This is a genomic window from uncultured Thermosynechococcus sp., assembly GCF_937958135.1.
Taxonomy (GTDB): domain Bacteria; phylum Cyanobacteriota; class Cyanobacteriia; order Thermosynechococcales; family Thermosynechococcaceae; genus Thermosynechococcus.
On the sequence record NZ_CALGOG010000014.1, the window covers coordinates 1 to 23,938 of the forward strand.

25 protein-coding genes are annotated in these 23,938 nt (G+C 52.9%); 4 read left to right on the forward strand and 21 right to left on the reverse strand.

The genetic code is table 11. The features are described from left to right. The 8 genes from Q0711_RS01425 to Q0711_RS01460 form a co-directional block, all read right to left on the reverse strand. Positions 1–1,286, reverse strand: a 1,286-nt coding sequence (locus Q0711_RS01425; RefSeq protein WP_299041379.1) for a pyruvate formate lyase family protein, incomplete at its 3' end; no start/stop codon positions are given. Positions 1,287–1,599: 313 nt separating this feature from the next. Then, positions 1,600–2,637: a tRNA dihydrouridine synthase DusB gene (gene dusB, locus Q0711_RS01430; protein ID WP_298614840.1), complete on the reverse strand. Its 1,038-nt coding sequence runs from the start codon at positions 2,635–2,637 to the stop codon at positions 1,600–1,602. Between the two features lie 14 nt (positions 2,638–2,651). Next, positions 2,652–3,611 carry a glycosyltransferase family 2 protein gene (locus tag Q0711_RS01435; RefSeq protein WP_298614843.1) on the reverse strand — a complete coding sequence of 320 codons (960 nt, stop codon included), beginning with the start codon at positions 3,609–3,611 and terminating at the stop codon, positions 2,652–2,654. Next, the gene (locus tag Q0711_RS01440) at positions 3,602–4,507 is read right to left on the reverse strand and encodes a glycosyltransferase family 2 protein (RefSeq protein WP_299041381.1); all 906 of its coding nucleotides are present in this window, start codon (positions 4,505–4,507) and stop codon (positions 3,602–3,604) included. Before Q0711_RS01440 ends, Q0711_RS01435 begins: the two co-directional genes overlap by 10 nt. Before the next feature lie 4 nt (positions 4,508–4,511). After that, positions 4,512–5,357: an alpha-1,2-fucosyltransferase gene (locus tag Q0711_RS01445; RefSeq protein ID WP_298614849.1), complete on the reverse strand. Its 846-nt coding sequence runs from the start codon at positions 5,355–5,357 to the stop codon at positions 4,512–4,514. Positions 5,358–5,411: 54 nt separating this feature from the next. Further along, positions 5,412–6,428, reverse strand: coding sequence for a glycosyltransferase family 10 (locus Q0711_RS01450; RefSeq protein WP_299041384.1), 1,017 nt, complete (start codon positions 6,426–6,428; stop codon positions 5,412–5,414). A gap of 22 nt (positions 6,429–6,450) precedes the next feature. After that, entirely contained in the window at positions 6,451–7,113 is a 663-nt protein-coding gene (locus tag Q0711_RS01455) for an FkbM family methyltransferase (protein WP_299041387.1), read from the reverse strand. 81 nt (positions 7,114–7,194) lie between these two features. Then, the gene (locus tag Q0711_RS01460; RefSeq protein WP_366142497.1) at positions 7,195–7,977 is read right to left on the reverse strand and encodes a TIGR00297 family protein; all 783 of its coding nucleotides are present in this window, start codon (positions 7,975–7,977) and stop codon (positions 7,195–7,197) included. A 22-nt stretch (positions 7,978–7,999) separates the two neighbouring features. Here Q0711_RS01460 and Q0711_RS01465 point away from each other — a divergent pair, with 22 nt between their 5' ends. Both Q0711_RS01465 and ftsZ read left to right on the forward strand, forming a co-directional pair. Continuing rightward, complete coding sequence (locus Q0711_RS01465; RefSeq protein ID WP_298614858.1) at positions 8,000–8,845, forward strand: metal ABC transporter permease; 846 nt, start codon at positions 8,000–8,002, stop codon at positions 8,843–8,845. A 90-nt stretch (positions 8,846–8,935) separates the two neighbouring features. Then, positions 8,936–10,177, forward strand: coding sequence for a cell division protein FtsZ (ftsZ, locus tag Q0711_RS01470; protein ID WP_298614860.1), 1,242 nt, complete (start codon positions 8,936–8,938; stop codon positions 10,175–10,177). 42 nt (positions 10,178–10,219) lie between these two features. Here ftsZ and Q0711_RS01475 read toward each other — a convergent pair whose 3' ends face one another. Both Q0711_RS01475 and Q0711_RS01480 read right to left on the reverse strand, forming a co-directional pair. Continuing rightward, a complete protein-coding gene (locus Q0711_RS01475; RefSeq protein WP_299041389.1) occupies positions 10,220–11,086 on the reverse strand; it encodes an SDR family oxidoreductase in 867 nt (288 codons plus the stop codon). 6 nt (positions 11,087–11,092) lie between these two features. Continuing rightward, positions 11,093–11,926: a fatty acid desaturase gene (locus Q0711_RS01480; RefSeq protein ID WP_298614872.1), complete on the reverse strand. Its 834-nt coding sequence runs from the start codon at positions 11,924–11,926 to the stop codon at positions 11,093–11,095. A 320-nt stretch (positions 11,927–12,246) separates the two neighbouring features. Between Q0711_RS01480 and Q0711_RS01485 the strand changes: the two genes are divergently transcribed. After that, the gene (locus Q0711_RS01485) at positions 12,247–12,444 is read left to right on the forward strand and encodes a DUF2949 domain-containing protein (RefSeq protein WP_298614864.1); all 198 of its coding nucleotides are present in this window, start codon (positions 12,247–12,249) and stop codon (positions 12,442–12,444) included. 29 nt (positions 12,445–12,473) lie between these two features. On the opposite strand, the gene Q0711_RS01490 is transcribed toward Q0711_RS01485, so the two are convergent. From Q0711_RS01490 to Q0711_RS01510, 5 genes are all read right to left on the reverse strand, one after another. Continuing rightward, a complete protein-coding gene (locus tag Q0711_RS01490; RefSeq protein ID WP_298617361.1) occupies positions 12,474–12,920 on the reverse strand; it encodes a hypothetical protein in 447 nt (148 codons plus the stop codon). 102 nt (positions 12,921–13,022) lie between these two features. After that, the gene (cbiB, locus tag Q0711_RS01495; RefSeq protein WP_298614869.1) at positions 13,023–14,018 is read right to left on the reverse strand and encodes an adenosylcobinamide-phosphate synthase CbiB; all 996 of its coding nucleotides are present in this window, start codon (positions 14,016–14,018) and stop codon (positions 13,023–13,025) included. A 38-nt stretch (positions 14,019–14,056) separates the two neighbouring features. Continuing rightward, positions 14,057–15,127, reverse strand: coding sequence for a Fe(3+) ABC transporter substrate-binding protein (locus Q0711_RS01500; RefSeq protein ID WP_298617359.1), 1,071 nt, complete (start codon positions 15,125–15,127; stop codon positions 14,057–14,059). Between the two features lie 80 nt (positions 15,128–15,207). Next, positions 15,208–15,504 (reverse strand): hypothetical protein, encoded by a 297-nt coding sequence (locus Q0711_RS01505; protein ID WP_298612307.1) that lies wholly within the window; start codon positions 15,502–15,504, stop codon positions 15,208–15,210. 89 nt (positions 15,505–15,593) lie between these two features. Beyond that, entirely contained in the window at positions 15,594–15,926 is a 333-nt protein-coding gene (locus Q0711_RS01510; RefSeq protein WP_298612304.1) for a hypothetical protein, read from the reverse strand. Between the two features lie 389 nt (positions 15,927–16,315). Here Q0711_RS01510 and Q0711_RS01515 point away from each other — a divergent pair, with 389 nt between their 5' ends. Beyond that, complete coding sequence (locus Q0711_RS01515; RefSeq protein WP_299041394.1) at positions 16,316–17,830, forward strand: pyruvate kinase; 1,515 nt, start codon at positions 16,316–16,318, stop codon at positions 17,828–17,830. An 8-nt stretch (positions 17,831–17,838) separates the two neighbouring features. Here Q0711_RS01515 and Q0711_RS01520 read toward each other — a convergent pair whose 3' ends face one another. The 6 genes from Q0711_RS01520 to Q0711_RS11620 form a co-directional block, all read right to left on the reverse strand. Further along, a complete protein-coding gene (locus Q0711_RS01520; RefSeq protein WP_298612298.1) occupies positions 17,839–19,077 on the reverse strand; it encodes an efflux RND transporter periplasmic adaptor subunit in 1,239 nt (412 codons plus the stop codon). Between the two features lie 40 nt (positions 19,078–19,117). Beyond that, positions 19,118–20,053, reverse strand: coding sequence for a DNA polymerase III subunit delta' (locus Q0711_RS01525; RefSeq protein ID WP_298612295.1), 936 nt, complete (start codon positions 20,051–20,053; stop codon positions 19,118–19,120). Next, on the reverse strand, positions 20,050–22,803 hold the full coding sequence (locus Q0711_RS01530) for a CBS domain-containing protein (RefSeq protein ID WP_366519077.1): 2,754 nt from the start codon (positions 22,801–22,803) through the stop codon (positions 20,050–20,052). The genes Q0711_RS01525 and Q0711_RS01530 overlap by 4 nt, the downstream gene beginning before the upstream one ends. 85 nt (positions 22,804–22,888) lie before the next feature. Next, positions 22,889–23,383, reverse strand: coding sequence for an isoprenylcysteine carboxylmethyltransferase family protein (locus Q0711_RS01535; RefSeq protein ID WP_299041397.1), 495 nt, complete (start codon positions 23,381–23,383; stop codon positions 22,889–22,891). Between the two features lie 32 nt (positions 23,384–23,415). Continuing rightward, complete coding sequence (locus tag Q0711_RS01540; protein ID WP_298612286.1) at positions 23,416–23,769, reverse strand: 4Fe-4S binding protein; 354 nt, start codon at positions 23,767–23,769, stop codon at positions 23,416–23,418. After that, positions 23,753–23,845, reverse strand: coding sequence for a 4Fe-4S binding protein (locus Q0711_RS11620; protein ID WP_366142496.1), 93 nt, complete (start codon positions 23,843–23,845; stop codon positions 23,753–23,755). Before Q0711_RS11620 ends, Q0711_RS01540 begins: the two co-directional genes overlap by 17 nt. Between the last annotated feature and the right edge of the window lie 93 nt (positions 23,846–23,938).

Genomic DNA, 23,938 nt, shown 5'->3' on the forward strand with positions numbered 1-23,938 from the left:
AAGAACTGCATCTGTTTGCCGACCCGCATTGCTGACACGCAGCAGGCGATCGCATAGTCATCGCCCCAGTAAGGACGCATCAAGTCATCGTTTTCGTACTGGATGGAGCTGGTGTCAATCGAAACTTGGGCACAGAAGCGTTTGAAGGCCTCCGGCAAGTTTTCCGACCACAGCACCGTCAAGTTGGGTTCAGGAGCAGGACCTAGGGTGTAGAGGGTATTGAGGATGCGAAAACTGGTTTTCGTCACCAACGGGCGACCGTCCAGCCCCATTCCCGCAATGGATTCCGTGACCCAGGTGGGATCGCCAGAGAAGAGTTCATTGTACTCCGGCGTGCGCAGGAAGCGTACCATCCGCAGTTTCATCACAAAGTGGTCAATCCACTCTTGGATGTCGGCTTCTGTGGCAGTGCCACGGCGCAAATCCCGTTCAAAGTAGATGTCAAGGAACGTTGAAACCCGCCCCAGGGACATGGCGGCGCCATTTTGTTCTTTGACAGCAGCCAGGTAGCCAAAGTAGAGCCACTGTACCGCCTCTTTGCCATTGGCCGCAGGCCGCGAAATATCAAAGCCATAGCTGGCGGCCATTTCCTTGAGTTCCTTGAGGGCTTTGATTTGCTCAGAAAGTTCTTCCCGCAGGCGGATGGTTTCTTCGTCCATGACATCCACTTCTAGGGAGGCCTGCTGAGCCTGTTTGTCGGCAATTAGGCGATCCACCCCATAAAGAGCGACGCGGCGATAGTCGCCAATAATCCGACCCCGACCATAGGCATCCGGCAGGCCTGTAATGATCCCCGATTTACGGCAGCGGCGCATTTCGGGAGTATAGGCATCAAAGACCCCATCGTTGTGGGTTTTACGATATTTGGTGAAGATTTCCTTCGTGCGCGGATCTAACTCATAGCCATAGGCCTTGAGGGCGGTTTCCACCACGCGAATGCCACCAAAGGGCATGATGGCTCGTTTCAGGGGCTTATCGGTTTGCAGACCAACGATTTGCTCTAATTCGCGATCGATGTAGCCCGGTGCGTGGGCTGTAATCGAAGAGGGGACGCTGGTATCGGCATCCAAGACACCTTTTTCTCGCTCCTGTGCCATCAGGTCGCGCACTTTTGCCCAGAGTTGCTGGGTGCGATCGCTCGCCCCTACGAGGAAAGAGCCATCCCCGGTGTAGGGGGTATAGTTGCGTTGAATAAAGTCGCGCACATCAATGCGTTTAACCCAATCGCCCCCTATAAATCCTTCCCATGCCACTTCGGGCAGTTCTGTGTAACGTGTACAGTTCATAAGCGTATTCCTCAATTAAGCATGCAGCACTGTTTAGCGATCGCCTTTTCCTTCTCGCGATCGCGATTTCTAACTCGCAAGAACCTACTAACTGCAAAACTGTAAACGGATGAAAAACTTACACCTAGAAAGCTTGGCTCATAAGCCACACTCAGCTATATTCTTGTAGGCTCAGCCCCCTCAGCTTTTTTGCGGTGCTTACACCTACACCTTCATTTTCATTATACCCCCTGAGTCCTGGAGGCTGATTTCTAGAAAGTTTTTATGAAGTCTTTACAAAAATCAAAATTTTTTCTCACGAGTTTAGGTTAGTTTAGGCGGCGATCGCCTCCCTTTCTGCAGATCTCTGCAAGCGCTCAATTGCTGCATCGAGTAAGGCTAAACCCGCTTCTAGAGTTTCAATCCGACAGAGTTCACTCCGCAGTTCTGCGGCATCCGCAAAGCCCTTGGCGTACCACGTCAGATGTTTACGCGCCTGCCGAATGCCCCGTTCCCCCTTGTATTCCCAAAGGGCAATAAGATGATCCCGCGCACATTGCAGACGCTCCACCACCGTTGGCGCAGGCCGCAGTTCCCCGGTTTTCAAAAAGTGATCAATTTCCCCCACCAAGAAAGGATAGCCCATTGTTCCCCGCGAGCACATCACTCCATCCGCCCCCGTTTGCTCCAAGCAGCGCACCGCCGCCTCTACGGAGAAAATATCACCGTTGGCAATCACGGGAATCCTGACGCACTCTTTCACTCGTGCAATCCACTCCCAGCGGGCGGGGCCGTTAAAGCCTTGGGCACGAGTGCGCCCATGAACCGTAATCATGGCTGCGCCAGCGTCTTCCATTGCTTTGGCAAAATCGAGAATATTAATCTCCTCGTCGCTCCAGCCAATCCGCGTTTTCACAGTAACCGGTACTGGTACAGCTTCTGAGACGGTGCGCACAATCGTGGCTGCTAGTTTCACATCCCGCAGCAGGGAGGAACCGCCGCCGTTCTTGGTAATTTTATTCACAGGACATCCCATGTTAATGTCCACGGTATCGGCACCTTCGGCCACGGCCTTGAGGGCTGCCTCTGCCAAAAAATCTGGCCGGCAGTCAAAGAGCTGAATACTAATGGGGTGCTCATTAGCATCCACTTCCATAATCCGGGGCAGTGTTTTCAGATAGTGCAACCCGGAAGCACTGACCATCTCTGTGTACATCATTGAGTGCGGGGCATAGCGGCGCACCAGGCGCCGAAACACCAAGTCAGTTACCCCCGCTAAAGGAGACTGAAACACCCGACTGTGCAGGGTGAGAGACCCAATCTGTAAAGGGGGTGCCACGCGGGCTTTTAGCTCAGGGGAGAGGGTTAGCATCTCTGCACACAGGTTCAGTGGTGCCCAAGTACTTGCTCTCGATAGGCTGAATAAACTGCCTGCACATTATACCAATTCAAAAAGATGCGAGCCACTTCAAGGGCAGCTCGGGGGCGATTATTGCGGATAAGCCATTGAAGAAGGGGAGCCATTGTTTTTTCATTGAGGATTCCCCATAGGGATAAAACTGCCCAGAGGAAATAGTGAAAGGGGGTCATTTGAATCATGAGCCTGACTTCCCAAGTGGGATGTTTTTTGTAGAATAAAACGGCCATTTTTCCCCTTTCGATTTCTTTTTGAATTAGCGCCGGAACCTGATCGAGAGTAAAGGGGGGATGCCAGTGGTAGCCGACGGCCTTAGGGCATTTGAGTAGTCGCAACCCCAATTGCTTTAGGCGAACCCCTAGTTCCAAGTCTTCCCAGCCGTAAAGTTGAAACTGAGTGTCGAACAAACCTGCCTCTTCTAGCCAATGGCGGGCGATCGCTACATTCCCTGTCGCAAAATAAGCCGCTGAAAAATCAGTGATCTTATATGGCTCTGAAGTTGGTTCTTCAAAATTACAGGTATTAATCACGCGACCATAGGAAAAAGCAGGAACAGCCAGCAGATCGGCAATGCCCAAACGTTTCTTTTCCTCAAGCAGCCGTCGCAGATGTGCCTCAATAAAGCCTGCAGTGACCACCAAGTCACTATCAATAAAAATAATCCATTCCCCTTGTGCATGTTGCAGACCTAAATTGCGCGCCGCTGCTGGACCGCAGTGCTCCTGTTGCAGGTATTTCAAATGGGGCAGTGAGGCAGTAGTTACCTGAAGCCATGCCAGTGTGCCATCCGTCGAGCCATCGTCCACGACAATCACCTCATAGCCCCTCAGGCCAATATCCTCTGTCCAAGTCTGTTCTGTAATTGCCTTAACACACTTCTGGAGAATGGGTAACCGATTGTAGGTTGGAATAATCACACTTAGAAACATCGGGAAACGCCTTTTGCCAAAGGTGATCCAAGCCGTGTTAGAGCAAGCTCCAGTTCATGAGCACACCAGCGAAACAGCCCCGCTGTTCCTAAACGCTTTCTGGCTTCAGAATCTTGATAGGCCTGCCTTAGCAACTGAGCAGCACGCCACCATGTCCAAGGGTGAGCATTGGTCACTCTTGCCTGCTCTGCCGACCAGCCTAGCTTTTTCTGCAGTAAAGCTTCCCAATGACGATGTCGAATGCAACTGGATTGGTAAATCATAATTCTGCGATCAGATCGCGATCTCTGTCTGTGATGAATCCGATACATCAGGAGAGGTTCTGGAACATTACCCATCTTTCCGCCTACTGCCCACGCTCGCTGCCATAGGTCGTAGTCTTCACAAAGAAAACCTTGAAGATACTGCAGGGAGTTGAGTATTTCTTTTTTAGCAACCACAGAAGGATGACCAAAAGGGACACCAAATAGCAGCTCCACCTCGCAACCTTCATGGGAAATTGGATAGCGCCACAGTCCTCGCCCCTGTCCGGTGAGGGTAAGAAATGTTCCACAAATATCCAATTGATATTGGTGAATCCACTTTAATTGTTTCTCTAGACGTTCAGGGTGGGCAATGTCATCCCCGTCCATGCGGGCAACATAGTCTCCTTTTGCTTGGGCAAGAAGTTCGTGGAGTGTCGGCACCAGCCCTTGGTGGTCACGACTCAGAAACGCCACCTTGGGGTTGCCTTGAATATGAGCGGCAATCACCTCGGCAGAGCCATCCGTTGAACCATCATCCAGAATCAAGAGTTCAAAATCTTGGTAGGTTTGCTGAAGAATTGACTGAACAGCTGCTCCGATGTACCGAGCTTGATTATAAACTGGCAAGATTACCGAGACTGTGGGAGCCATTAGACTACATCCTTAACCAATTGTTGGGAATCAAATCCTCAGTGTTTTTGCCTTTGATGGCAAACCACTGCTGAGGAGCAATGACTATCTTGCTGGGAGAAGAGCATAGCCAAGCCCCCCACCAGCTAAAGGTACTGTTGGCAATGATATGGTGTTTGCAAGCACTCATAAGTCGCAGGTCATTATAACTTTCACCGCCACAATTGTGCTCCACAAAGTAGTGAGAAGCCGGAAGGCGGAGGTGTTCCTTTGCCCAAGTAATTTCATCGGAGAAGATAAAAAAGGTTGGCTCCTCCAGTTGCTCTGTCAAGTATCTAATTGCCCTGTGGTAATAGGTCAAGGGTAACAGGCCATGCACGTTCCGCGTTACTTTTTCTGAAGCGTAGTCACCACGGCGGATGTGGATGCTTACGGCATTGCAGGCTTTGATTCTTTGGAGCCAATCTTGATTTACCTCAGAAAGGGGCTGGCAAAAAGTAAAGTCTTGGCGCAGAGTGGCAGCAATTTCCTGAAAGTATTTTTCTGACTGCCAGTAACCAACAAGATAGGCTTTGTCGGGAATCTCCCAAATTTTGGGCCAGTAATGAAAATGGGGTTCAACAATCAGTTGCGGACATAGAAAACGGCGGATGGCAGACTGCTGTTGGGCAAGTCCTCCCATCCCTGGCAGGGCACACCACCCCAACACCGATCGAATGTGGGCAGCAGTAGCAATTTCGCCAGCACAGTTGAAAATGCGCTTTAGCTCAAATCCCTGATGCTTTTTATAGGTTCTGTAGGGGGAAATATCCAGATACAGAGGGACTTTCTTGCGGATTGCCAGCGACCTTGCCACAGCATACTGAAACATTTGGTTGCCTAAGCCGCCTATCAGATTGACGATGATCATTATTTCGACTGTTGACTATTTATGAATAGCGCTGACTTGAGCCAAAATGCTGCAAACGATGGTCTCCACAAAGTAAGCAATGGAAAACCGTTCTGCTTGAGGAGAGTGCAAAAAATCCCAAATCCCCTGCTGGTAGCCTCTATAGGTTTCTTCTGACATTGTTTTAAGAAAGTTGTATAAAGATTTGTAGGAAGAAAAATCTCTGCGGTCAATAAAACAGGCCTTAGGAATGTACTCGGTAATGTCTGGTGCCCCCCAATAGATCGGCACGTTGCCGGCACAAAAGGCATCAAAGATTTTCTCTGTGACATAACCGCGAAAAATGGCGTTTTCGTAAACAATGGAGAAGCGGGACTGCCTCAACACTTCAGCTTTTGTAGGTGCAACGCCCCGCCAAGATGGAAACGGAGGGGATGGTCGGCGGAACCGCCGTTTTTCTAGGGCGTGAATGATCCCCCCAACCACCGGCTGTCGGGCTGATCGATCCCAACCATAACCATACAGGGCAAAGTCCTGTGGTGCATAGCGCTCAAACCAGCGAATCGCTCTAACTCGCTCGCGGTACAGATCTCGATGGGGTGCCCACCAAGCTAGAGCCTTGTTGCTGTTAATTAAAACCACTAGCTGAGACCGCTCTCCATAACCATCTACACCACCTGTTACCTTTAATGGGTGAGGTAATTGAATTCGCTGAGCCTGTTTGATGGTTATGTCGGGGTTCCAAGTGAAGACAGTTTGATAGCGCTGCAATAAGCATTTCTGCCCATTGGCTGGATGGATCAATGGATGTTCAGTAAGAATTACAAATTTTGGAGCATCGGAGTGTGGAAACTGGACATTCAAATGGAGTTCAAAATCCGGCTCGTCACACCCTTCGTCGAGGCCAACTAGTTCAACGCCTTGAACACGAAACCTCTCCCGCAGAGCAACCCAAGGTTGTGTCAATCCATCTGGAGACGCATTCGGATCAAAAAACTGTGCTGTCGGAATATCAGGATAGACAAAAAGACCAGTTAATTCTCGCTTTGTCATATTTTTATTTTTAGATCCAAACTTAAATACTTTTTAAGCGCCAACTTTCCCAAACAAATTCATAATTCCACATCTCGACGTGAGTTTTTGCTAACTGAGAGCGTAAGTTTTGGCGCTTCTCCTTCGAGTTTTCAACAAAGTTATGAAACTGAATTTGAAGGTATCTTATCTTCTCTATGAGAGTGGAGTCAATGAGCTTTTGCAATAAATCATACTCTCCTCCTTCAATATTGATTTTCATTAAATCTACGTTTTCAATAGCAAGATCCTTAAAAACAGCAGGGCAGTCCCGTAGTTCAGCCACTTCTACTTCTCCTAATGTCTTTGGAGTTCTTTTATAAAAACTTGATGCATCTTCAGAGATGTAAATTTGAGAAGTTTTACTAGTATCAGATAATCCATAATTCAAGGTAATAATCTTTGGGTTACTGGCAAACCGTTTCTGACAAATACAGTAGAAGGTTGGAACCGGTTCAAAAATGAAGATTCGACAATTAAATTTTTCATGAATGAGAGCGGAAAAATCTCCTTTGTATCCCCCCACATCTAGGACGATGCTATCTGCATTAAGTGGATAATCAAGCCGTAGAGTACTATCGCCTTTATCTCGAAACCAGCGACGAACTGTTCGCTGATATGAGTCATGAATTAGCAATGAGTCAAGCCAATCTAGAATTTTGCTCATATTTGACAAAATTTGATAAGTCTAGAGAAATGGGTTAAATCACAAAAGTGAGAGTTAAACCCCCAAGTGTCAGTAATCTGCTTACGAACCTGCAAAAACGACTCCCATCGCTCCCAACGCCCCCACAGTTGTGTTGATGATGTTCACGACCTCATTGCTTAACCAAGGATAGCGTTCTTGAAGGGTTGCTCCCACTAGACTCTCCACAAGATTGGCTAGAAAAGCAGCAAGGATACAAATGGGGATGGCGATCGCCCCCATCAAGCCCACACCCCAGCCTAGCACAGCAATAACCGCTGCACCGCCAATCCCCGCCAAGGTTCCCTCAAGACTGACGGCGCCCTCTGTCCCTCGCGGCACGGGCTTTAGGGTAGTGATGAGAAAGGTGCGTTGGCCATAGGCTTTGCCCACCTCACTGGCACAGGTGTCCGAGAGCTTAGTGCTAAAACTAGCCACAAACCCCACCCAAAATAACTCCCGCCATTGGGGAAACAACAGAACAAGGAGTGCACAGACGGTGCCTGTGAAGGCTGACCCCCAGACGTTCTCCGGTCCCCGTGCCCCTGAGCGTTTTTCGGCAATGCCTGCGGCCTCTTTTTCTGCCATGCCGAGGCGGGTGACGGCTGAACCGACCAAGAAATAGACCATGACAATGAGATAGCCCTGCCAGCCCAATGTGCCCCAAATCAGCACCCCCAAGAGCCACGCATGGAAGAGTCCTGCTAGGGTAAGTAATTTTTGCCGCACCAAGAGGGCGATCGCCCCAAGGAAGGTATTCACCAACACCCCCGTCCACCAAGGGTTCAGCCACAGAATGCCATCCACGAGAACTGCCCTCCGAGTGTACTGGCAGCACCTTATCATACTTTTCAGGCCTAGGGGACAAATGATGATCACTTGGCTACTGGAGCCACTGCAACACGCATTTATGGTCAAGGCGCTGGGGGTAAGTACCCTTGTGGGCTGTGTGTGTGCCGTATTGTCTTGTTTTTTAACCCTGAAGGGCTGGGCCTTGATGGGAGATGCGGTATCCCATGCGGTACTCCCCGGCGTAGTTTTGGCCTACTGGCTGGGACTGCCTTTTGCCCTAGGTGCTTTTCTCTTCGGTCTGATGGCAGTTACCCTTATTGGATTTATTCAGCAGCAAACGCGAGTTAAAGAGGATACAGTCATCGGTCTAGTCTTCACAGGCTTTTTTGCCTTGGGGCTGGTGTTGCTCTCGAAAACTGCCAGCAGCGTTGACCTCATGCATATCCTCTTCGGAAATGTTTTGGGGATTAGCGATCGCGACCTCTGGCAAACCGTGATTGTAAGCCTCGTCACACTGATCACGATTGTCCTGCGGCATCGGGATTTCATCCTCTTTTGCTTTGACCCCACCCACGCCCGCACCATTGGCCTGAATACGACGCTGCTATACTATCTCCTTTTGGCTCTGCTGTCCCTAACCACTGTGGCTGCCCTACAAACCGTAGGTATCATTCTTGTCGTAGGGATGCTAATTACACCGGGGGCAACCGCCTACTTGCTGAGCGATCGCTTTGGCGTGATGGTGCTCATCGCCCTTGGGGTGGGCGGCCTCGGCAGTTTACTGGGAACCTATATTAGTTACTATCTAGATGCGTCAACTGGTGGCTGTATTGTTGTCCTACAAACAGTGATTTTTTTGCTGGTGATGATTTTTGCGCCGAAGCATGGTCTCTTGGCCAAAGCCCGCTCTCCTCTAAGTTAGGTTCATGAATTATCTTTGTGGGGTATTGCCGATGCCTTTGCTAGAGTTCATGATATAGTTGCCCCATACATGGGTGAAGACAGTTGCGTTATGGAGTCAGATCAACTGTGGCCTACAGAACGGGTTCCCTCTGAAGCCTCCACCTCCTTTGTTCAGAGAGAGGTAGGCATTGCATCTGACGACGATGGTCATGGCGCACCAACCGATGTGTTAAGGAGTTATGACAGCTTGGTGGAAACTTCAGCAGCGCGCATCAAAGTGATCGGTGTCGGTGGTGCCGGCGGCAATGCAGTAAACCGCATGATTGCCAGTAACGTCGCCGGTGTTGAGTTCTGGTGTGTGAATACCGATGCCCAAGCGCTTGCCCAATCCCAAGCCCATCGCTGCCTACAAATTGGCCAAAAACTCACCCGTGGTTTAGGAGCCGGTGGCAATCCTGCGATTGGTCAAAAAGCGGCTGAAGAATCCCGTGAGGATCTTGCTGCGGCGCTCAAAGACGCCGATTTGATCTTCATTACCTGTGGCATGGGGGGAGGTACCGGCACCGGCGCTGCGCCAATTGTGGCGGAAGTGGCCAAGGAACAGGGCGCCCTAACTGTTGCCGTTGTTACCCGCCCCTTTACGTTTGAGGGGCGGCGGCGCGCCAGTCAAGCCGATGAAGGGATTGAAGCCCTCCAAAGTCGGGTGGACACCCTAATTGTGATTCCCAATGACCGCATCCTTTCAGTTATTTCCGAGCAAACCTCGGTTCAGGATGCATTTCGCGTTGCCGATGATGTGCTGCGCCAAGGGGTGCAGGGGATTTCCGATATTATTAACTTGCCAGGGCTGATTAATGTGGATTTCGCCGATATTCGTTCTGTGATGGCCGATGCTGGTTCTGCCATGATGGGCATTGGCATTGCCTCTGGCAAGTCACGCGCCACTGAAGCCGCTGTCAGTGCAATTTCTTCACCCCTACTGGAGGGGTCTATCGAGGGTGCCAAGGGTGTGGTCTTTAACATTACGGGAGGCACAGATCTCACCCTCCATGAGGTTAATGCTGCTGCAGAGGTCATTTATAATGTGGCCGATGCCAACGCCAATATCATCTTCGGTGCCGTCATTGATCCCCAAATGCAGGGGGAAGTTCAAGTTACGGTGATTGCTACCGGATTTAGTGGGGAACCCATAAACCGCACCCGTGCCACAGCCAAAACAACGCCCCTGACGAATCGCCCCTTAACAACAGCACCTCCCCCTCCTGAGACACCTGTGCCACCACCAGAGGTTGAAGCCAAGCCCAAGCTGGACATTCCGGAGTTTCTCCAGCGACGGCGACCGAACCCCTAGCTATTCAAGGTACCCATCCCTAAAAGGGGCTAGCAAGTCACCTCAAAGACCTAATTCGCGGGCGATCGCCATTAACCCCTCGCGGTACGAAGGATAGTGGAGCTTAACCCCTAAAACTTTCTTGATTTTCTCATTGCGCACGCGGCGGGATTCGCGCCAGAAAGACTGAGCCATGGGACTTAAGTTGGCGGCCTCTAAGGGGATAGCTGGCGGGGCGGGGCGACCCAAAAGACGATAGGCCTCAAGGAAAACAGGAAGCGACTCTGAAGGCTGATCATCACTGAGGTTGTAAATTTCGCCGGGCGTGGGTTGAACCAGCGATCGCTGGAGGGTTTGGACAATATCCGCCACATGAATTCGGCAAAAGTAGTGCCCCGGTTTGTCAATGAGTTGGACATCGCCCTTGAGAATACGAGCGAGGGGATTGCGCCCTTCGCCGGGGCCATAGATGCCGGGAAGTCGAAAGATATGGGTGGGCAGATTCGAGTTGAGAAGGGTTTGCTCAATTCTGACGCGGTGTTGTGAGCGCAAATTTTGGGGATTGACCGGCGTGGTTTCATCCACCCAACCCCCTTGGCGATCGCCATAGACCCCTGTGGTCGAAAGATAACCAAACCAGTGCAGATTGAGTTGCTCTAACTGGGGCAACAGTGCCAGCACAACCGCATCCTCCCCTTGGCGATCCGGAGGAATACTGTGGAGGATGTGAGTGACTCCCTCAAGGGCGATCGGGGCTAAGGGAACTTGCTCCCCCTGCTGCTCCCATGCAAAGGGAAAACAGGGAACAGTGCTGAGTTCTGGTGGCGCCTCTCCCCGACGATTGGTGATGACCACATCAATGCCTTGGGCTTGGAGCGATCGCGCCAACCACGTTCCCGTATAACCGCAACCGAGAATGAGAACCCGCATTGCCCTCTAGTCTTGGGAAGAGGCTGCCGGTGCATCCACCAAACGCACCTTTGTGGCCAAGCCCAGCACTTGCAAAAAGCGAATCGTGAGCCACGTTAGATCCAATTCCCACCACTGCAAGCCATGGCGTGCGGAGTACTGATGGGCATGGTGGTTATTGTGCCAACCCTCCCCAAAGGTTAACAGAGCTACCCACCAGCAATTGGTTGAGTGATCCGTGGTTTCAAACGTGCGATAGCCAAAGGTATGGGTGGCACTGTTGACCAGCCAAGTGGTGTGATAGACCGTTACAAGGCGCACAAAAATGCCCCAAATCACGAATGGCCAGCCGCCCCAGAGGTAAAGGACAATGGCCAAGACCACCTGAATCGGCAGAAAGTACTTGTCAAGAAACTGATAGACAGGATCATCAGCAATATCTTTGGTGAAACGGGGAATCTCAGCCTCCGCCGGCACCTCACGAAACATCCATTCAATATGACTCCACCAAAAGCCCTTACGGGAATCGTGGTGATCATTCGGTTGATCTGAGTAGAGATGGTGATGGCGGTGCAGTCCAACCCACCAAATCGGCCCCCCTTGCATTGAGAGCGTGCCACAAAAAACCAAGAAATACTCTAACCATTTGGGCACTTGGAAGCTGCGATGACTGACAAGACGGTGCCAGCCAAGGGTAATCCCAATCCCCGCAGTCAGCCAGTGAAGCACAAGCGCCAGCAGGACTGCTTTCCAGCTAAACATACCGGGTAAAAAAGCAAGGAGGGCACCGAGGTGAACAAAAATAATAAAGGTCGCCGTAGGCCAGGCAATGGGGGGTTTGGCAACGGTGGCTTGGGTCATGAACACATCCGCAAAACAACTGAGTAGGCTGCTGTTCTCTCTGGGCTGAGCTTGAACAACAATCATCAGAGTTTAGTATAGCGAGCGATGGTTGAGTATCTTTACTTAGCGTGTTTTTCCCACGACGAATAATTCAGCAATCCGCTCTCTAAGTTCCCTCGGGCGGGGGAAGTCTTTTGGAAGAGTGTCCCCCAAAATGCCGGGTAGGATACCGAATAGCAGGCTGATTATTTCGTTTTCTGTGGCTTTGTAACGAAATGTTGCATTTTCTCAGATTAATCCCTAGGATATAGGGTAAGGGGTGGTAGATATTAGGAATTATGAAAACGCCACGTTGGACACGACTCATTGACTTCCTGCAGCGGGAGATGGCACTGCCCACCGCTGCCATTGACTTTGGCCTCAAGCACTGCGATAAGCAGGTGAACTTGTTACCCGTTGTTCTCTGGCAGTATGGCTTGGTCAGCCTCGAACAGCTTGACCGCATCTTCGACTGGCTAGAAACCACTCAGTTCTAGTGACGCTCTCAGAATTCTTTTATTAAGACTTAATGAATGACTGTTTCCTTAGCTACAAAGTCATAACTCTGGGAAATTCCTAACTGCTGAGGTAAAGAGATTGGACTTTGCCATCCCACGGATTGAATTGACAACAGGGGCGAAGGATTTTTGAAGGTTCCCCAGAGGTAAACTTTCTTACCCAGTAGCTCAGGGGGAACGGTAATTTTATAACTACAACCCTTATTACCAGCAGAGGACAGAGTAGCGGTAGCACCACCCATTGGAAAGCCGCCGGGGGGATGCAGTGTGGCATTAATTACAATCTCATCGCAGGAGATGGAAGGAGATTTATTGACCTTACCGATAATCGTAGGGCGCACCCGTACATTACTTGGGGATTGTAATTGCCCGATCGGGGTGGAAGCTACAGGTACAGCACGACCCACAGTGGGGTTGAGAGCAACAGCGAGGAGTAAACCTTTTTGATTTAGCATTTAGGTGTCCTTGGTGTGAGTGGAGAGAACAGTTTTCTCTAGCCCCTATGGGCTGAATACTCTTATCGTAGAGGAGCTGACTAAGGACTCCTGTAGTGGTTCTCACCGGCAATAGAGGACGCTCATCACCAAAGCCAGCCCCCCTGTGATCATGAGAGTGATTAAATATACGCAACGACTCAAATGAAGGGCAGTCCTCACGGTGGTTTGATCAATCGGTTGCAGCGGTTCTCCCAAAAAGGGTTTCACTTTCACCGTGCCGCGATAAGTATTTGTGCCCCCCAAACGGATGCCCAAAGCAGCCGCATAGGCACACTCACTCCAGCCGGAATTGGGACTGGGATCTTTGGGGGCATCCCGACAACACCACTGCCATACCCGCTGCCACTGCCCGGAACAGAGGGCAACCAGAAAAACTAACAACCGACAGGGCAACCAGGTGAGAACATCCTCGGTTTTGGCAGCAAACCAGCCCCAATGAGTATAGGGCGGCTCGCGGTAACCAATCATGGAATCCAGTGTACTGGCGGCTTTATAGGCCATGACAAGGGGCAGAGGCGTGAGTTGAGGACTCATAAGGGTGGCGATCGCCCCATAAAAAAGCGGCGCCATCATGCCATCGGTGGCATTTTCACTCACGGTTTCCAGAACCGCCCGCAGAATCTCCGGCGCCTCTAGCTGAGCAGTCTCACGTCCCACATATTTAGCCAAGGACTGGCGTGCCCCCTCAAGATTGCCAGCAGCCAAAGGTTCAAGTACCTCCGTTGCTGCATCCCGCAAACTGCGACCGGCAAAGCCACTGGCAGTGCCCACCACCGCAATTCCCCAGCCCAAAAGGGGCGAGATTCTCATTCCCAAGGTGACCAATCCCCAGCTAATGAGGGCAGACCCCGTGATTAAACTGAGTGCAAGGACTGCCCCCCCCAACCGTTGTCCCCAGAAGGGCCAGCCTTGGCCATAGTTGAATGTGTTGCTGAGGGTTTGAATATACGCTCCCATCCAGCGCACTGGATGCGGCCAGCCCCACGGATCGCCAAGGCCAAAGTCAAGGAGAGCAGCACCAACAAGAATTGTGTAGGCAATAACTTGACAGGACACAGGCAGGAGCAACGGCGGCGATCGCTCATTTTAGAGCCTTAGCGCCACCCAGCCCGATCCATAATCCGCAGGGCCTCGGCATTATTGCGGCCAAAAACCGCTGCATTGACATTCTGTCCCCGGAAGTTGCCAAACCGCTGCACAATCGGATGCAAGGGTACCCCTGAGCGCACGGGATACTCAAAGTTGGCCATGGCGAACATTTCCTGAGCCTTGGGACTGACGAGGTACTCCAAAAAGCGGATGGCTGCCTGACGATTGGGGGCCCCCGCCACCACACCGGCACCACAGATATTCACGTGGGCACCGCGATCGCGCTGATTGGGGAAAAATAAGCCCACTTTCTCAGCAACTGCCCGGTCTTCTGCTTTATCTGAGGCAATTAAGCGTGCTAAATAATAGTGATTTGCAATTGCGACAGTGCCCACTCCTGCGGCACAAGCGCGAATTTGTGCGGTATCATTTCCCTCCGGCGGTCGGGCAAAGTTCTGCACCAGCCCCCGCGCCCATTCTTCCGTTTTCTTGGCCCCGTGAATCGCCAACAATGACCCTGTCAGGGATTGATTATAGATATTGCTGGAACTGCGAGTCAGAATCTGCCGCCGCCACTTGGGATTAGCGAGATCCTCATAGCTGGAGAGTTGGTCGGGATTCACTTTGGCTTTATCGTAAATGAGAACCCGTACTCGCCGCGAAAGGCCGAACCAATGTCCTTGCGGCTCCCGTAGGTTGGCCGGCACAACGCTGTTGAGAACCCTGGACTGAATGGGCTGTAAAATTCCTGCCTCTTGGGCGCGCCACAGCCGACCTGCATCCACTGTAATTAACACATCAGCAGGAGTTCGGCTGCCTTCACTGCGAATCCGTTCAATTAGAGCATCCGCTTCCGCTTCAATAATGTTCACCCGGATGCCCGTCTGCTGGGTAAAGCCGCTGTAGAGGGCTTTGTCGGTGTCGTAGTGTCGCGCCGAATAGACATTGATGACCTCCCCTGTTTGTCTCTGCTGAGCATAGCTGGATTCGGCGTCTTGATTCCAGAGGGAATGGGCAACATAGGCGGTCGCTGCAGCGCCCATGCCCAGGAAAACACGGCGACTTACTTTCTGCATAGTTGAGAATTTCTCCTAATTTCAAGCTGACAAATATTCTAAAACCACAAGTCAGCTTTTGCAATTTCTTCCCAATAAGTTTAGCCCTTACCGTACCACCACCGGCGATCGCTAGGGCTTAACTCCACCCAATAGAGGGTGATTACCATCATGGCGCCCGTTTCAATGTGGCGTACCCAATAGCTGGGATGCCGTTTTGTGGCGTTATCGAGGACAAGCCGCCGGCCAATGCGCCGCCAACTGGGTTCTTTGCTGCGCCACGCAATGCGACAACAGGGCCACGGCAACTGCTCGCGATCAAAAAGGCGACAACAGGGGCCCACCACTTCGTAGCTAAAGGAGTAACCGGGACTGTGAAGTTGAGTCCCGCTTGCCAAAACAGGTGGCGGTTCTACTGCTAAAGATGAATGAATCAAAGGGATGCGCTAGTATGCAGGCCGGCTTTTTAGTGTATCAGGAATTCTCCTTAGGGTTCCTGTGCCGCCATCAAAAGGGTACAGCAGCTAAAGCCAACGACAAGTGGAAACAAAGACTGAAGCCAGCCACTCAAGCCTGTGGTCATCAAAGCGATCGCCAGAGCCAACATCTGCAGGCGGCGTTGCTGTGCTGATAGGGCAACCGGCAGTTCGATGAATTGCAGCCCCTCAGCAGGCAAAGGCAAGGGCATCACTCCCCCCGGTGGAAATGCCCAATACTGGTACTGCTCAATAAAAAGATCTGTCCAGCCGTGCTCTTGGCACCAGGCCACTGCGGACTCATAGGAGTATTTGACTAACTGTAACGAGGGATAACGATCCATAGGGGCACTGGTCAGGGCAAGACAATCAACATCTCTATTGAGAACATAACAGAACTGAGAAATCTGTTTGCAACGCTTGTAGTAACTCTTAATCCTTTAGCTTCAGAGAAAATTAAGATTCTCCTAAAGAAGTCGGTAGATATACTGGAAAATAGATAGAGTAGCGTCAGAAAACACGAGGGTTCCTACACAACTACTCATTTCAGCTCGATTGCAGCTCGTTAATGTAAAGAAGTGTTTATTTAGATTTTTCGGTGAGGAGTATTGTTAAGCCACCAATCCAGGGTTTTCAACAATCATTAAAATTCCTGTAAACCCTTATGAAATCTTGCTGGGCAATGAGCCTAACCCAGTCATGAAATCCCTTAAAAACTATCCAGGAGGCGGTCATGTTGCTGGAGGCACCGACGGTACCAATTTCACCTCTTGCCTTGCTCCATAGCCTATTAGAACTGCGGCAGGAAATTACTAAAGAGGGGGAAGCCCGTTTTCAACAGTGGTACTCAAAAATTAAGCGATCCGAATTTATACTTAGTGCCCGCAATCTTGCCTACTATTTAGCCTTGCGCTGGCGGGATCTGCGGGCAATTCAAATGGCGTTGATGCCCTGGGGACTATCCTCCTTGGGACGCATTGAGTCACGGGTGTTACCCAATTTGGATGCGGTGATTAACACCCTAGGCGCCCTTTGCCATACCCATGAGGCATTGCCCCCTCGCCCCCCTCTAGAGGCTTTTTTTGCGGGCGATCGCCAACTGCGCCGCCAGACCGAGGAACTCTTTGGTCCCATTCGCGGCAAACGCCATGTGCGCATTATGGTGACCCTCCCCACGCAGGCGGCCACGGATCCGCAATGGAGTATTACACTCCTGCGCAAGGGGATGAACTGTGCGCGCATCAACTGTGCCCACGATGACCCCGCCACTTGGGAGGCAATGATTGGCCACCTGCGAGCGGCCAGTCAGCTAACGGGTCAACCCTGTAAGATTCTCATGGATCTAGGCGGTCCCAAACCGCGCATTGCGGAAATTGCCCCTGAAATGGTGCGTCTCCATCGGGGCGATCGCCTGCGCTTGACGAGGCAAATTTGCCTTGAAGCCACAGAAATCCCGCAATTTACCTGCTCCTTGCCGGAAATTTTGCCCCAGTTGGCGGTGGGACAGCGGGTCTGGATTGACGATGGCCACATTGGCGGCCAAATCATTCACAAAGATGAGCAAGGGGTTGAACTCACGGTTACCCACTGCAAGGAGGGGCAACGCCTCAAAGTGGCCAAGGGCTTGAACTTCCCCGACAGTGATTTGCGCCTGTGTCCTCTAACGGAAAGCGATCGCGCGCATCTGGCCTTTGCTTGCCGCCATGCCGACATCATTGGCTACTCCTACGTTCAGTCTGCTGAGGACATTGCGCTACTGCAACGGGCGTTGGAAAACTACTGTGGCGATCGCGCCGACCAGATGGGCATCATTGCCAAAATTGAGACTCCGAAAGCCATTCGGGCACTGCCAGAAATGATCATCCAAGCAGCGGGGCAGCAACCCTTTGGGGTCATGATTGCGCGGGGGGATCTCGCCGTTGAAATCGGCTACCAACGTTTGGCGGAAATGCAGGAGGAAATCCTCTGGCTGTGTGAAGCTGCCCATGTGCCGGTGGTGTGGGCCACCCAAGTCCTTGAAAACTTGGTGAAAAAAGGCGTGCCCTCGCGGGCGGAAATTACCGATGCGGCCATGGCTGAGCGAGCGGAATGCGTCATGCTCAACAAAGGTCCCTATGTGGGATTGGCAGTGGATATTCTCGACGATGTCCTTGTCCGCATGGAAGCTCACCAGCAGAAGAAAACCCCCCAGCTGCGGGCATTGCACTCGTGGCAGCCCTATGAAACAGCGGCGATCGTGCGCCAATAAACCTGCAATTAACCCTCCGAGAGGATACTGGGGCGAATTTTATCGCCGTCCCGCAGGGGGCGACTGGCGCGCACGACATAGCGCTCGCCGGGGTTCAACCCCCCGAGAACCTCCACCTTGTCCCCGCGCCGTTGGCCGAGAGTAACCGGCCGTTCTTGCACGCGATCGCCCACCACCACAAAAACACTGCCCTGGCGTGAGGACAGCCGCCCTTCTTCAAAGCCACTGAGAGCCGACTGAGGAATTATCAAGCGTGGTGCATCGGCTCTTTGGAAAGTTACCCGTGCCAGCAAACCGCTGCCTAAGCGTTCATCGGCATTGTCAATCCCCACTTCCACAGGAATCAGGCGAGCAGCGGCAGCAGCGGGTGAAATGCGGGTAATCCGACCTTGGTAGGTGCGATTGGGAACGGCATCAAAGGTGATGGTTGCCCCTTGAGCGGGGGCTAATCTGGCCAGTTCCCGTTCTGAGACCTCCACCACCACCTTAAGTTGACGAATATCCCCAAGGCGCAGGATCTCTCCCCCCGGCTGCAGCAGGTTGCCCACTTCGGTGAGTCGCTCCAGCACCACCCCATTCAGGGGCGATCGCACAAGGGCTTGATTTAGGCGTGCCCGTGCCTGTTGAACAAGGGCTATTTGGGCTTGCACCCGTCCCTGGGCAACGGCCACCCCCTGTTGAACGGTCACCACTTCTGCTTCGCGGGAGCGCAGTACCTGCCGTGCCCTTTGGGCCGTTGTGCGGGCTTGTTCCACTGCTTGCGCTGAGACGGCACCCTCCCGCCCTAGGGTTTCAAGGCGGCGGGCATCGCTTTCTGCTTGCTGGAGGGTAAGACGGGCTTCTTCGACGGCGGTACGGGCACGGTTGACGGCGGCTTGGGCTTGAATCACTTCACTGCGGCGGGCGGCAAGTTCAGCCTCTGCTTGAAAAACCGCGTTTTTGAGGACAACCGGATCCACCTCCGCCAGCAATTGCCCCAATTGCACGCGATCGCCCACATCGACCCCAAGGCGAATCACTTGACCTTCTACTTGAGAACGCAGCATCACTTCACGATAGGGGCGTGTGGTACCCGTCAGAGTTGCCCCCGCTTCCAAGGGCGCCAACCGTGCCACAGCCACATCGGCGTTGACCCCTTCACGGTCTGGACGGGCAACTGCCGGTGATTCTAAGCGACCCATGGCCGACCGGCATCCCCCTAGGAGCACCGCGATCGCGATGGCTCCCAGCCATTGGTGCTTTACCATGATTGACCCTGTCATTTTTCCAACTGCTGCTGATAGCCTATCACACTCTCCCCCACTGCATTAGTAATACCTCCCAAACAAGGCGAGGCTGAACGTACTGCTGCAAATACTGGCGGGCACGCTCCAATTCCTGAAGCATTGAAACACACCGGGGAAACTCTCCCCCTTGCCACAGTTGCTGCTGCATTAGACTCAGAAGCCACAGCTGCCGTTCCACATCTAGGGACTGGCTGATGTCCCGTGCCAATTCCAAAGCAGTTTGTAGAGGTAGGGGGGCAGTCAGTTGTTCACCAAGGTGGCGAAACGCCTCAGGAATTTCTTGCCATGTTTGCCAGGCTTGCAGAATTGCCCCCGGCGACCCTGCTCCCAAAGCCAGCAGGGCGGGAGTGACTTGATGCCAAAACTCAGGGGGAGCCACCTGTGCCAGTACCTGTTCCATATCCTGACGATTAAGGGGATAGAAGGGAATGTGCTGACAGCGGGAAACAATTGTATTCAATAAAGCCGATGGACTGGGGGCAATGAGAATTAGCGTGGCACGCCCCGGTTCCTCAAGGGTTTTCAGCAGGGCATTGCCAGCGGCTTCATTCATGGTTTCGGCTTGGGTTAAAACCACCAGCGATCGCGGGGCGCGCATAGGCGGTTGGCTGAGGTGACGGCTGAGTTGGCGAATTTGCTCCAAGCGCAGTTGAGGCGGGCTGCGGGGAATCTCCTTATTTGCCGCAAGCAGTTGGCGACGGGTGTAGAGCGTCCCTTGCACACTGTAGGTGGGTTCTAGCCAGAGGACATCGGGGTGGTTGCTAAGGTCACTGTCCTCTTCGAGAATGGCGTGGAGGAAGCAGCGGGCAGTGAGGGCACGGCCGACGCCTTCAGGACCCACAAAAAGGTAGGCGGGTGCTAGGCGCTGGCGCTCAAGGGCATGGGTTAACAGTTGTACGGCGGTTGGCTGACCAATAACCGGTTGAAACCAATTCATGACCTCGGAAAATGGGCTTCAACATAGGCAATGGCACTGGGGCGATCGCTGACAAGGCCATCGAGCATCGCTGAGCGCAGGGCAAGGAGAATCTGCCGTAATTGCGGCCCACGGGCATAGCCCAACTGCTGCAGGTCGTGGCCATTCAAGGGGGGCTTTTGCAACCGCCACTGCCAGAGATATTCCCGCAAGAGGGTCACATCCGACAACGCTGCTTCACTCCCCTTTGCCTGCTGCACCGCTGCCAACAGCACAATTAGAGGGAGGGGCTGATGTTCTAAAAAGTTGCAGTAGCAACTGCGGGGTTGCTGGCTCTGCCGCAATGTCTGCCATGTCTCTTGAAAGTTAGGAAAAGTGTCGAGCCACTCCCAGATCTGCTCCCCCAGTTGCAGTTGACGGGCGATCGCCCCTGCGGTGGGAACCGTCACAATCAGTGCCAAGAGTTCTAGCTCCCACAGGGGAAAGCTTTGCCACTCCCGCCGCTCAGGAACCTCTGGCCACCACTCCCAAACCAATTTTAGGCGTTCTTTAGCTGCTGCATCAAAGGTGACTTGGCGATCTAAACACTCGAGGGCACCCAACTCCGCCAGCATTGTTAAGGCACGCTCACCGCCAAAGTGTTCGCCAGGGGCAAGGGGGAGTTCCAGAATATAGCGCAGTTCATTGCGCAGCCGACTCTGGAGGGAAGGCCGTTTTGAGGTGGAGCGATCGCCCCCTCGGGGCGCGCCTAAATGGCGATCGCGGCCGGCAAAAACACCGCTTGTCAGGGCATATTCGATGTACTGGCGGGTTTGCGGCTCTAGGTCAAAGCCAAGGCGCACCGCAAAACGCACCGCCCGAAAAATCCGTGTCGGGTCTTCAATAAAACTGTTGGGGTGAAGCACCCGAATCAACCGCCGCTGCAAATCCTCCTGCCCCCCAAAGAAATCCAGAATCTCGCCGTGGCGCGGTGGGGTAAGGCGCATGGCCAGGGCATTGATGGTAAAGTCGCGGCGGTAGAGATCTTGGCGAATCGAACTGGCTGCCACTTCCGGATGCGCTGCCGGATAGGGATAAAACTCACTGCGGGCAGTGGCAATATCTACGGCAAACCCTGCCAGGGCCGACGTCTTCGGCCAGTGGAGCGCAGCGGTTTGAAACTGACCGTAGATCTGTAAATCCGTCTCGGGGTAGAGGTCATGGAGCGCTTGCGCCAAATGCACCCCGGCCGCCTCCTCCTGTTGCACCCCATCTACAACTAAATCAAACTCCCGTGTGGGTAAGGGGCAATTCCCCTGGGCGATCGCCAGCAGCAGATCCCGCACGGCGCCTCCCACAAGGTAAAGTTGCCAGCCCTGTTCCTTGGCGATCGCCGCCGCCCGTTGTAGCAGTGCCCACAGTGCCTCCGGCAGCCGTTCCTGTAAAGCTTCGTAAAGATTTAAGGCTGGCAAAGGGCACACGGTTTCCGTTTCGCGGCTAAGGGCATAGAGATGGCGCAACACATCGGTACGGGTAACAATCCCCACAAGGTCACCCTGATCATTCACCACGGGTAACCGCCCAATATCGTACTGCACCATCAGGGCTTGAATCTCCGGTAACGGTGTCGTGGGCGAAACCGTGCGCACCGGTGCTTTCATATAGCCTTTGACCGGCGCATGGGCAAACCCATGGTGCAGCGCCACATCTAAATCCCGCCGTGAAATGATCCCTTGAAGTTCCCCTTCTGCACTCACCACCGACAGCCCGGAATGGCCATAGCGCAGCAAGATGCGGTGGGCATCGGCAATGGAGGTCTCTGGGCGGACAGTGCGCACAGGCGAGGACATGAGTTCTGCTGCGGTTGGCGGACGGGGAATTTGTTCTTTGAGGGTCTCAAACAGCTTTTCGAGCAGCGCCTCTGGATGGTCTGTGGTAACGGTTACTGCGGCAGCTTGGGCATGGCCACCCCCCCCCAGGGGAGTCAGCAAATGGGCAACATTGACCCTAGGAATGCGGCTGCGGGCAATAATCGCAAGATGATGTTGCCGATACTGATGCCCAAGGAGCAGGGCATCGCACTCACTGAGATCCGCCAATTGGCTGACTAACCGTGAGAGTCCAGGGAGATAGTCCGCTGTGTGCAGCAGTACCCAGCCCAGTCGGTAGCCGTGATGAACTACTTGCTGGAGATTCGCCCACGCCTGCCGCAGATAGGGTTGCAGCTCTGCACTCAAGCCAGCCTCGGAATAGGTGGCGATCGCCCGCTGATTTGCCCCTTGGTTCAACAGCCAAGCCAGGGCCTGCACATCCCGCACTGTGGTTTGCTCAAAGGTCAAAGAACCCGTATCGGCATGAATGCCCAACGCCAGCACCGTTGCTTCTGTCGGGGAAAGGGTAATTTTTTTAGCCTGCAACTGTTCACAGAGAATCGTACTGGTGGCGCCAACGGGTTCTAACCATTGCTGCTGCGGCACAATGTCCCCTGTTACCTCTAAATGGTGATCGTATAGACCAATTCGGACGTGGGGCTGGTCTAGCCATCCTGCGGCTTGCCCCAACTGGCGGCGCCACTGCGTATCCACTACCCAAATTTGCCGCAATTGGCTAGGGTCAACGGCTCTTGCTTCAATGAGGGGATACTCATCGCGGTGATAGGCCAAAAACTCCCCCACCTTGGGGTGCGTCCCCCCCGTCAGGACAATTTTGGTACCCGGATACAGACGCGTCAGACCTACGGCTGCCCCTAGGGTATCAAAATCGGCAATTTGATGGCAAAGGACAACATCCATGAGAGCTTCGATAAGGGGACGGTAGCTACCCTGTATCCAGTCTGCGGCAAGTTGTGTTCCAGCCAAACCAGCAAAAGAACGGCAATCAGTAAAGGAAGGGAATCAGTTTTTTCACCGCCTGCCGATAACTGGCGTAGTCCTCAAACTTAGCCGCTAGCCACTGCTCCTCTTGAGCCGCCTTGCAGTCAAAGAAAATGAAGAGGGCGATCGCCCCCAGCCCGTGGGAAAGGCTCATTTGCCAAGCCGTATAAGCCAAGGCCAAAAAGATGACACTGCTATAGATCGGATGGCGCACCCACCCATAAACCCCCGTGGTCACTAATTGACTGTCTTCCTTAGGATGGGGGAGGGGCGTCAAGTTATTCCCTAGGTGAAACAGGCCAGCAATCCCCAGGCCAAGGCCAATCAGCCCCAAGCCAAGGGTCAGTCCTAGGCGCACCGACAAGGGCAAGCTCACCACTCGTACCACCGGCAAGAGAATAAAGCCAATACTGAGCACCGCTTGGCCAATGACCCAAAATTCTCCCCGTTGGTTGCGCCACCAGTCTTTACTGAATCCCCACTCCTGCAGTTTACTCACGTTGGTTGCTGTCTTCGGTGGATACCTTAATTCTAGTGAATGCTAGCGATCGCCTGCTTACTCCACAGGCAGCAATAATTTTGTGGCTTTAGCACTGGCTTTTTGGCTTTCGTTCGCCCACTGCCGAGCTTGCCCAGTGATTCTTGGAGAGTTCCCATGGGGCAAATGGCACACCAGGCCCGCTGATTAAAGATCACCCCTAAGAGAATTGCCACAATGGATGTGACGACACACAGATTCACAAAGAGACCCCCCACCGCCATCCAATTGCCCCATGCCAAGGTCATGCGAATGGCAAAAATGGTCAAGCGAAAGACAGCCCAGCGGAAACGCTGTTTTTTGAAGAGTTTGGGATAGGGACGGTGGGGACTAAAGTGATAAGTCAAAGAAGGCGCCCCGAGGGCAGAGGTTACTACACCAGTAGCGGCTACGAAAATAGGCCAGCACGGGAATACCCAGCATGAGGTAGCCGAGCCACGGCTACCAAAGACCCCCAATCGCAATCAAGAAAAAATAGCCAAATTGTTGCCCATTGACTGGACTTGCTCCGCAAGG

Coding starts and splice junctions, on each gene's coding strand:
- dusB (WP_298614840.1), bottom strand. CDS start 2,637: ATGCTAACCCTCTCCCCTGAGCTAAAAGCCCGCGTGGCACCCCCTTTA.
- Q0711_RS01435 (WP_298614843.1), bottom strand. CDS start 3,611: ATGTTTCTAAGTGTGATTATTCCAACCTACAATCGGTTACCCATTCTC.
- Q0711_RS01440 (WP_299041381.1), bottom strand. CDS start 4,507: ATGGCTCCCACAGTCTCGGTAATCTTGCCAGTTTATAATCAAGCTCGG.
- Q0711_RS01445 (WP_298614849.1), bottom strand. CDS start 5,357: ATGTTTCAGTATGCTGTGGCAAGGTCGCTGGCAATCCGCAAGAAAGTC.
- Q0711_RS01450 (WP_299041384.1), bottom strand. CDS start 6,428: ATGACAAAGCGAGAATTAACTGGTCTTTTTGTCTATCCTGATATTCCG.
- Q0711_RS01455 (WP_299041387.1), bottom strand. CDS start 7,113: ATGAGCAAAATTCTAGATTGGCTTGACTCATTGCTAATTCATGACTCA.
- Q0711_RS01460 (WP_366142497.1), bottom strand. CDS start 7,977: ATGATAAGGTGCTGCCAGTACACTCGGAGGGCAGTTCTCGTGGATGGC.
- Q0711_RS01465 (WP_298614858.1), top strand. CDS start 8,000: ATGATGATCACTTGGCTACTGGAGCCACTGCAACACGCATTTATGGTC.
- ftsZ (WP_298614860.1), top strand. CDS start 8,936: ATGGAGTCAGATCAACTGTGGCCTACAGAACGGGTTCCCTCTGAAGCC.
- Q0711_RS01475 (WP_299041389.1), bottom strand. CDS start 11,086: ATGCGGGTTCTCATTCTCGGTTGCGGTTATACGGGAACGTGGTTGGCG.
- Q0711_RS01480 (WP_298614872.1), bottom strand. CDS start 11,926: ATGACCCAAGCCACCGTTGCCAAACCCCCCATTGCCTGGCCTACGGCG.
- Q0711_RS01485 (WP_298614864.1), top strand. CDS start 12,247: ATGAAAACGCCACGTTGGACACGACTCATTGACTTCCTGCAGCGGGAG.
- Q0711_RS01490 (WP_298617361.1), bottom strand. CDS start 12,920: ATGCTAAATCAAAAAGGTTTACTCCTCGCTGTTGCTCTCAACCCCACT.
- Q0711_RS01500 (WP_298617359.1), bottom strand. CDS start 15,127: ATGCAGAAAGTAAGTCGCCGTGTTTTCCTGGGCATGGGCGCTGCAGCG.
- Q0711_RS01510 (WP_298612304.1), bottom strand. CDS start 15,926: ATGGATCGTTATCCCTCGTTACAGTTAGTCAAATACTCCTATGAGTCC.
- Q0711_RS01515 (WP_299041394.1), top strand. CDS start 16,316: ATGTTGCTGGAGGCACCGACGGTACCAATTTCACCTCTTGCCTTGCTC.
- Q0711_RS01520 (WP_298612298.1), bottom strand. CDS start 19,077: ATGGTAAAGCACCAATGGCTGGGAGCCATCGCGATCGCGGTGCTCCTA.
- Q0711_RS01525 (WP_298612295.1), bottom strand. CDS start 20,053: ATGAATTGGTTTCAACCGGTTATTGGTCAGCCAACCGCCGTACAACTG.
- Q0711_RS01530 (WP_366519077.1), bottom strand. CDS start 22,803: ATGGATGTTGTCCTTTGCCATCAAATTGCCGATTTTGATACCCTAGGG.
- Q0711_RS11620 (WP_366142496.1), bottom strand. CDS start 23,845: ATGCTGGGTATTCCCGTGCTGGCCTATTTTCGTAGCCGCTACTGGTGT.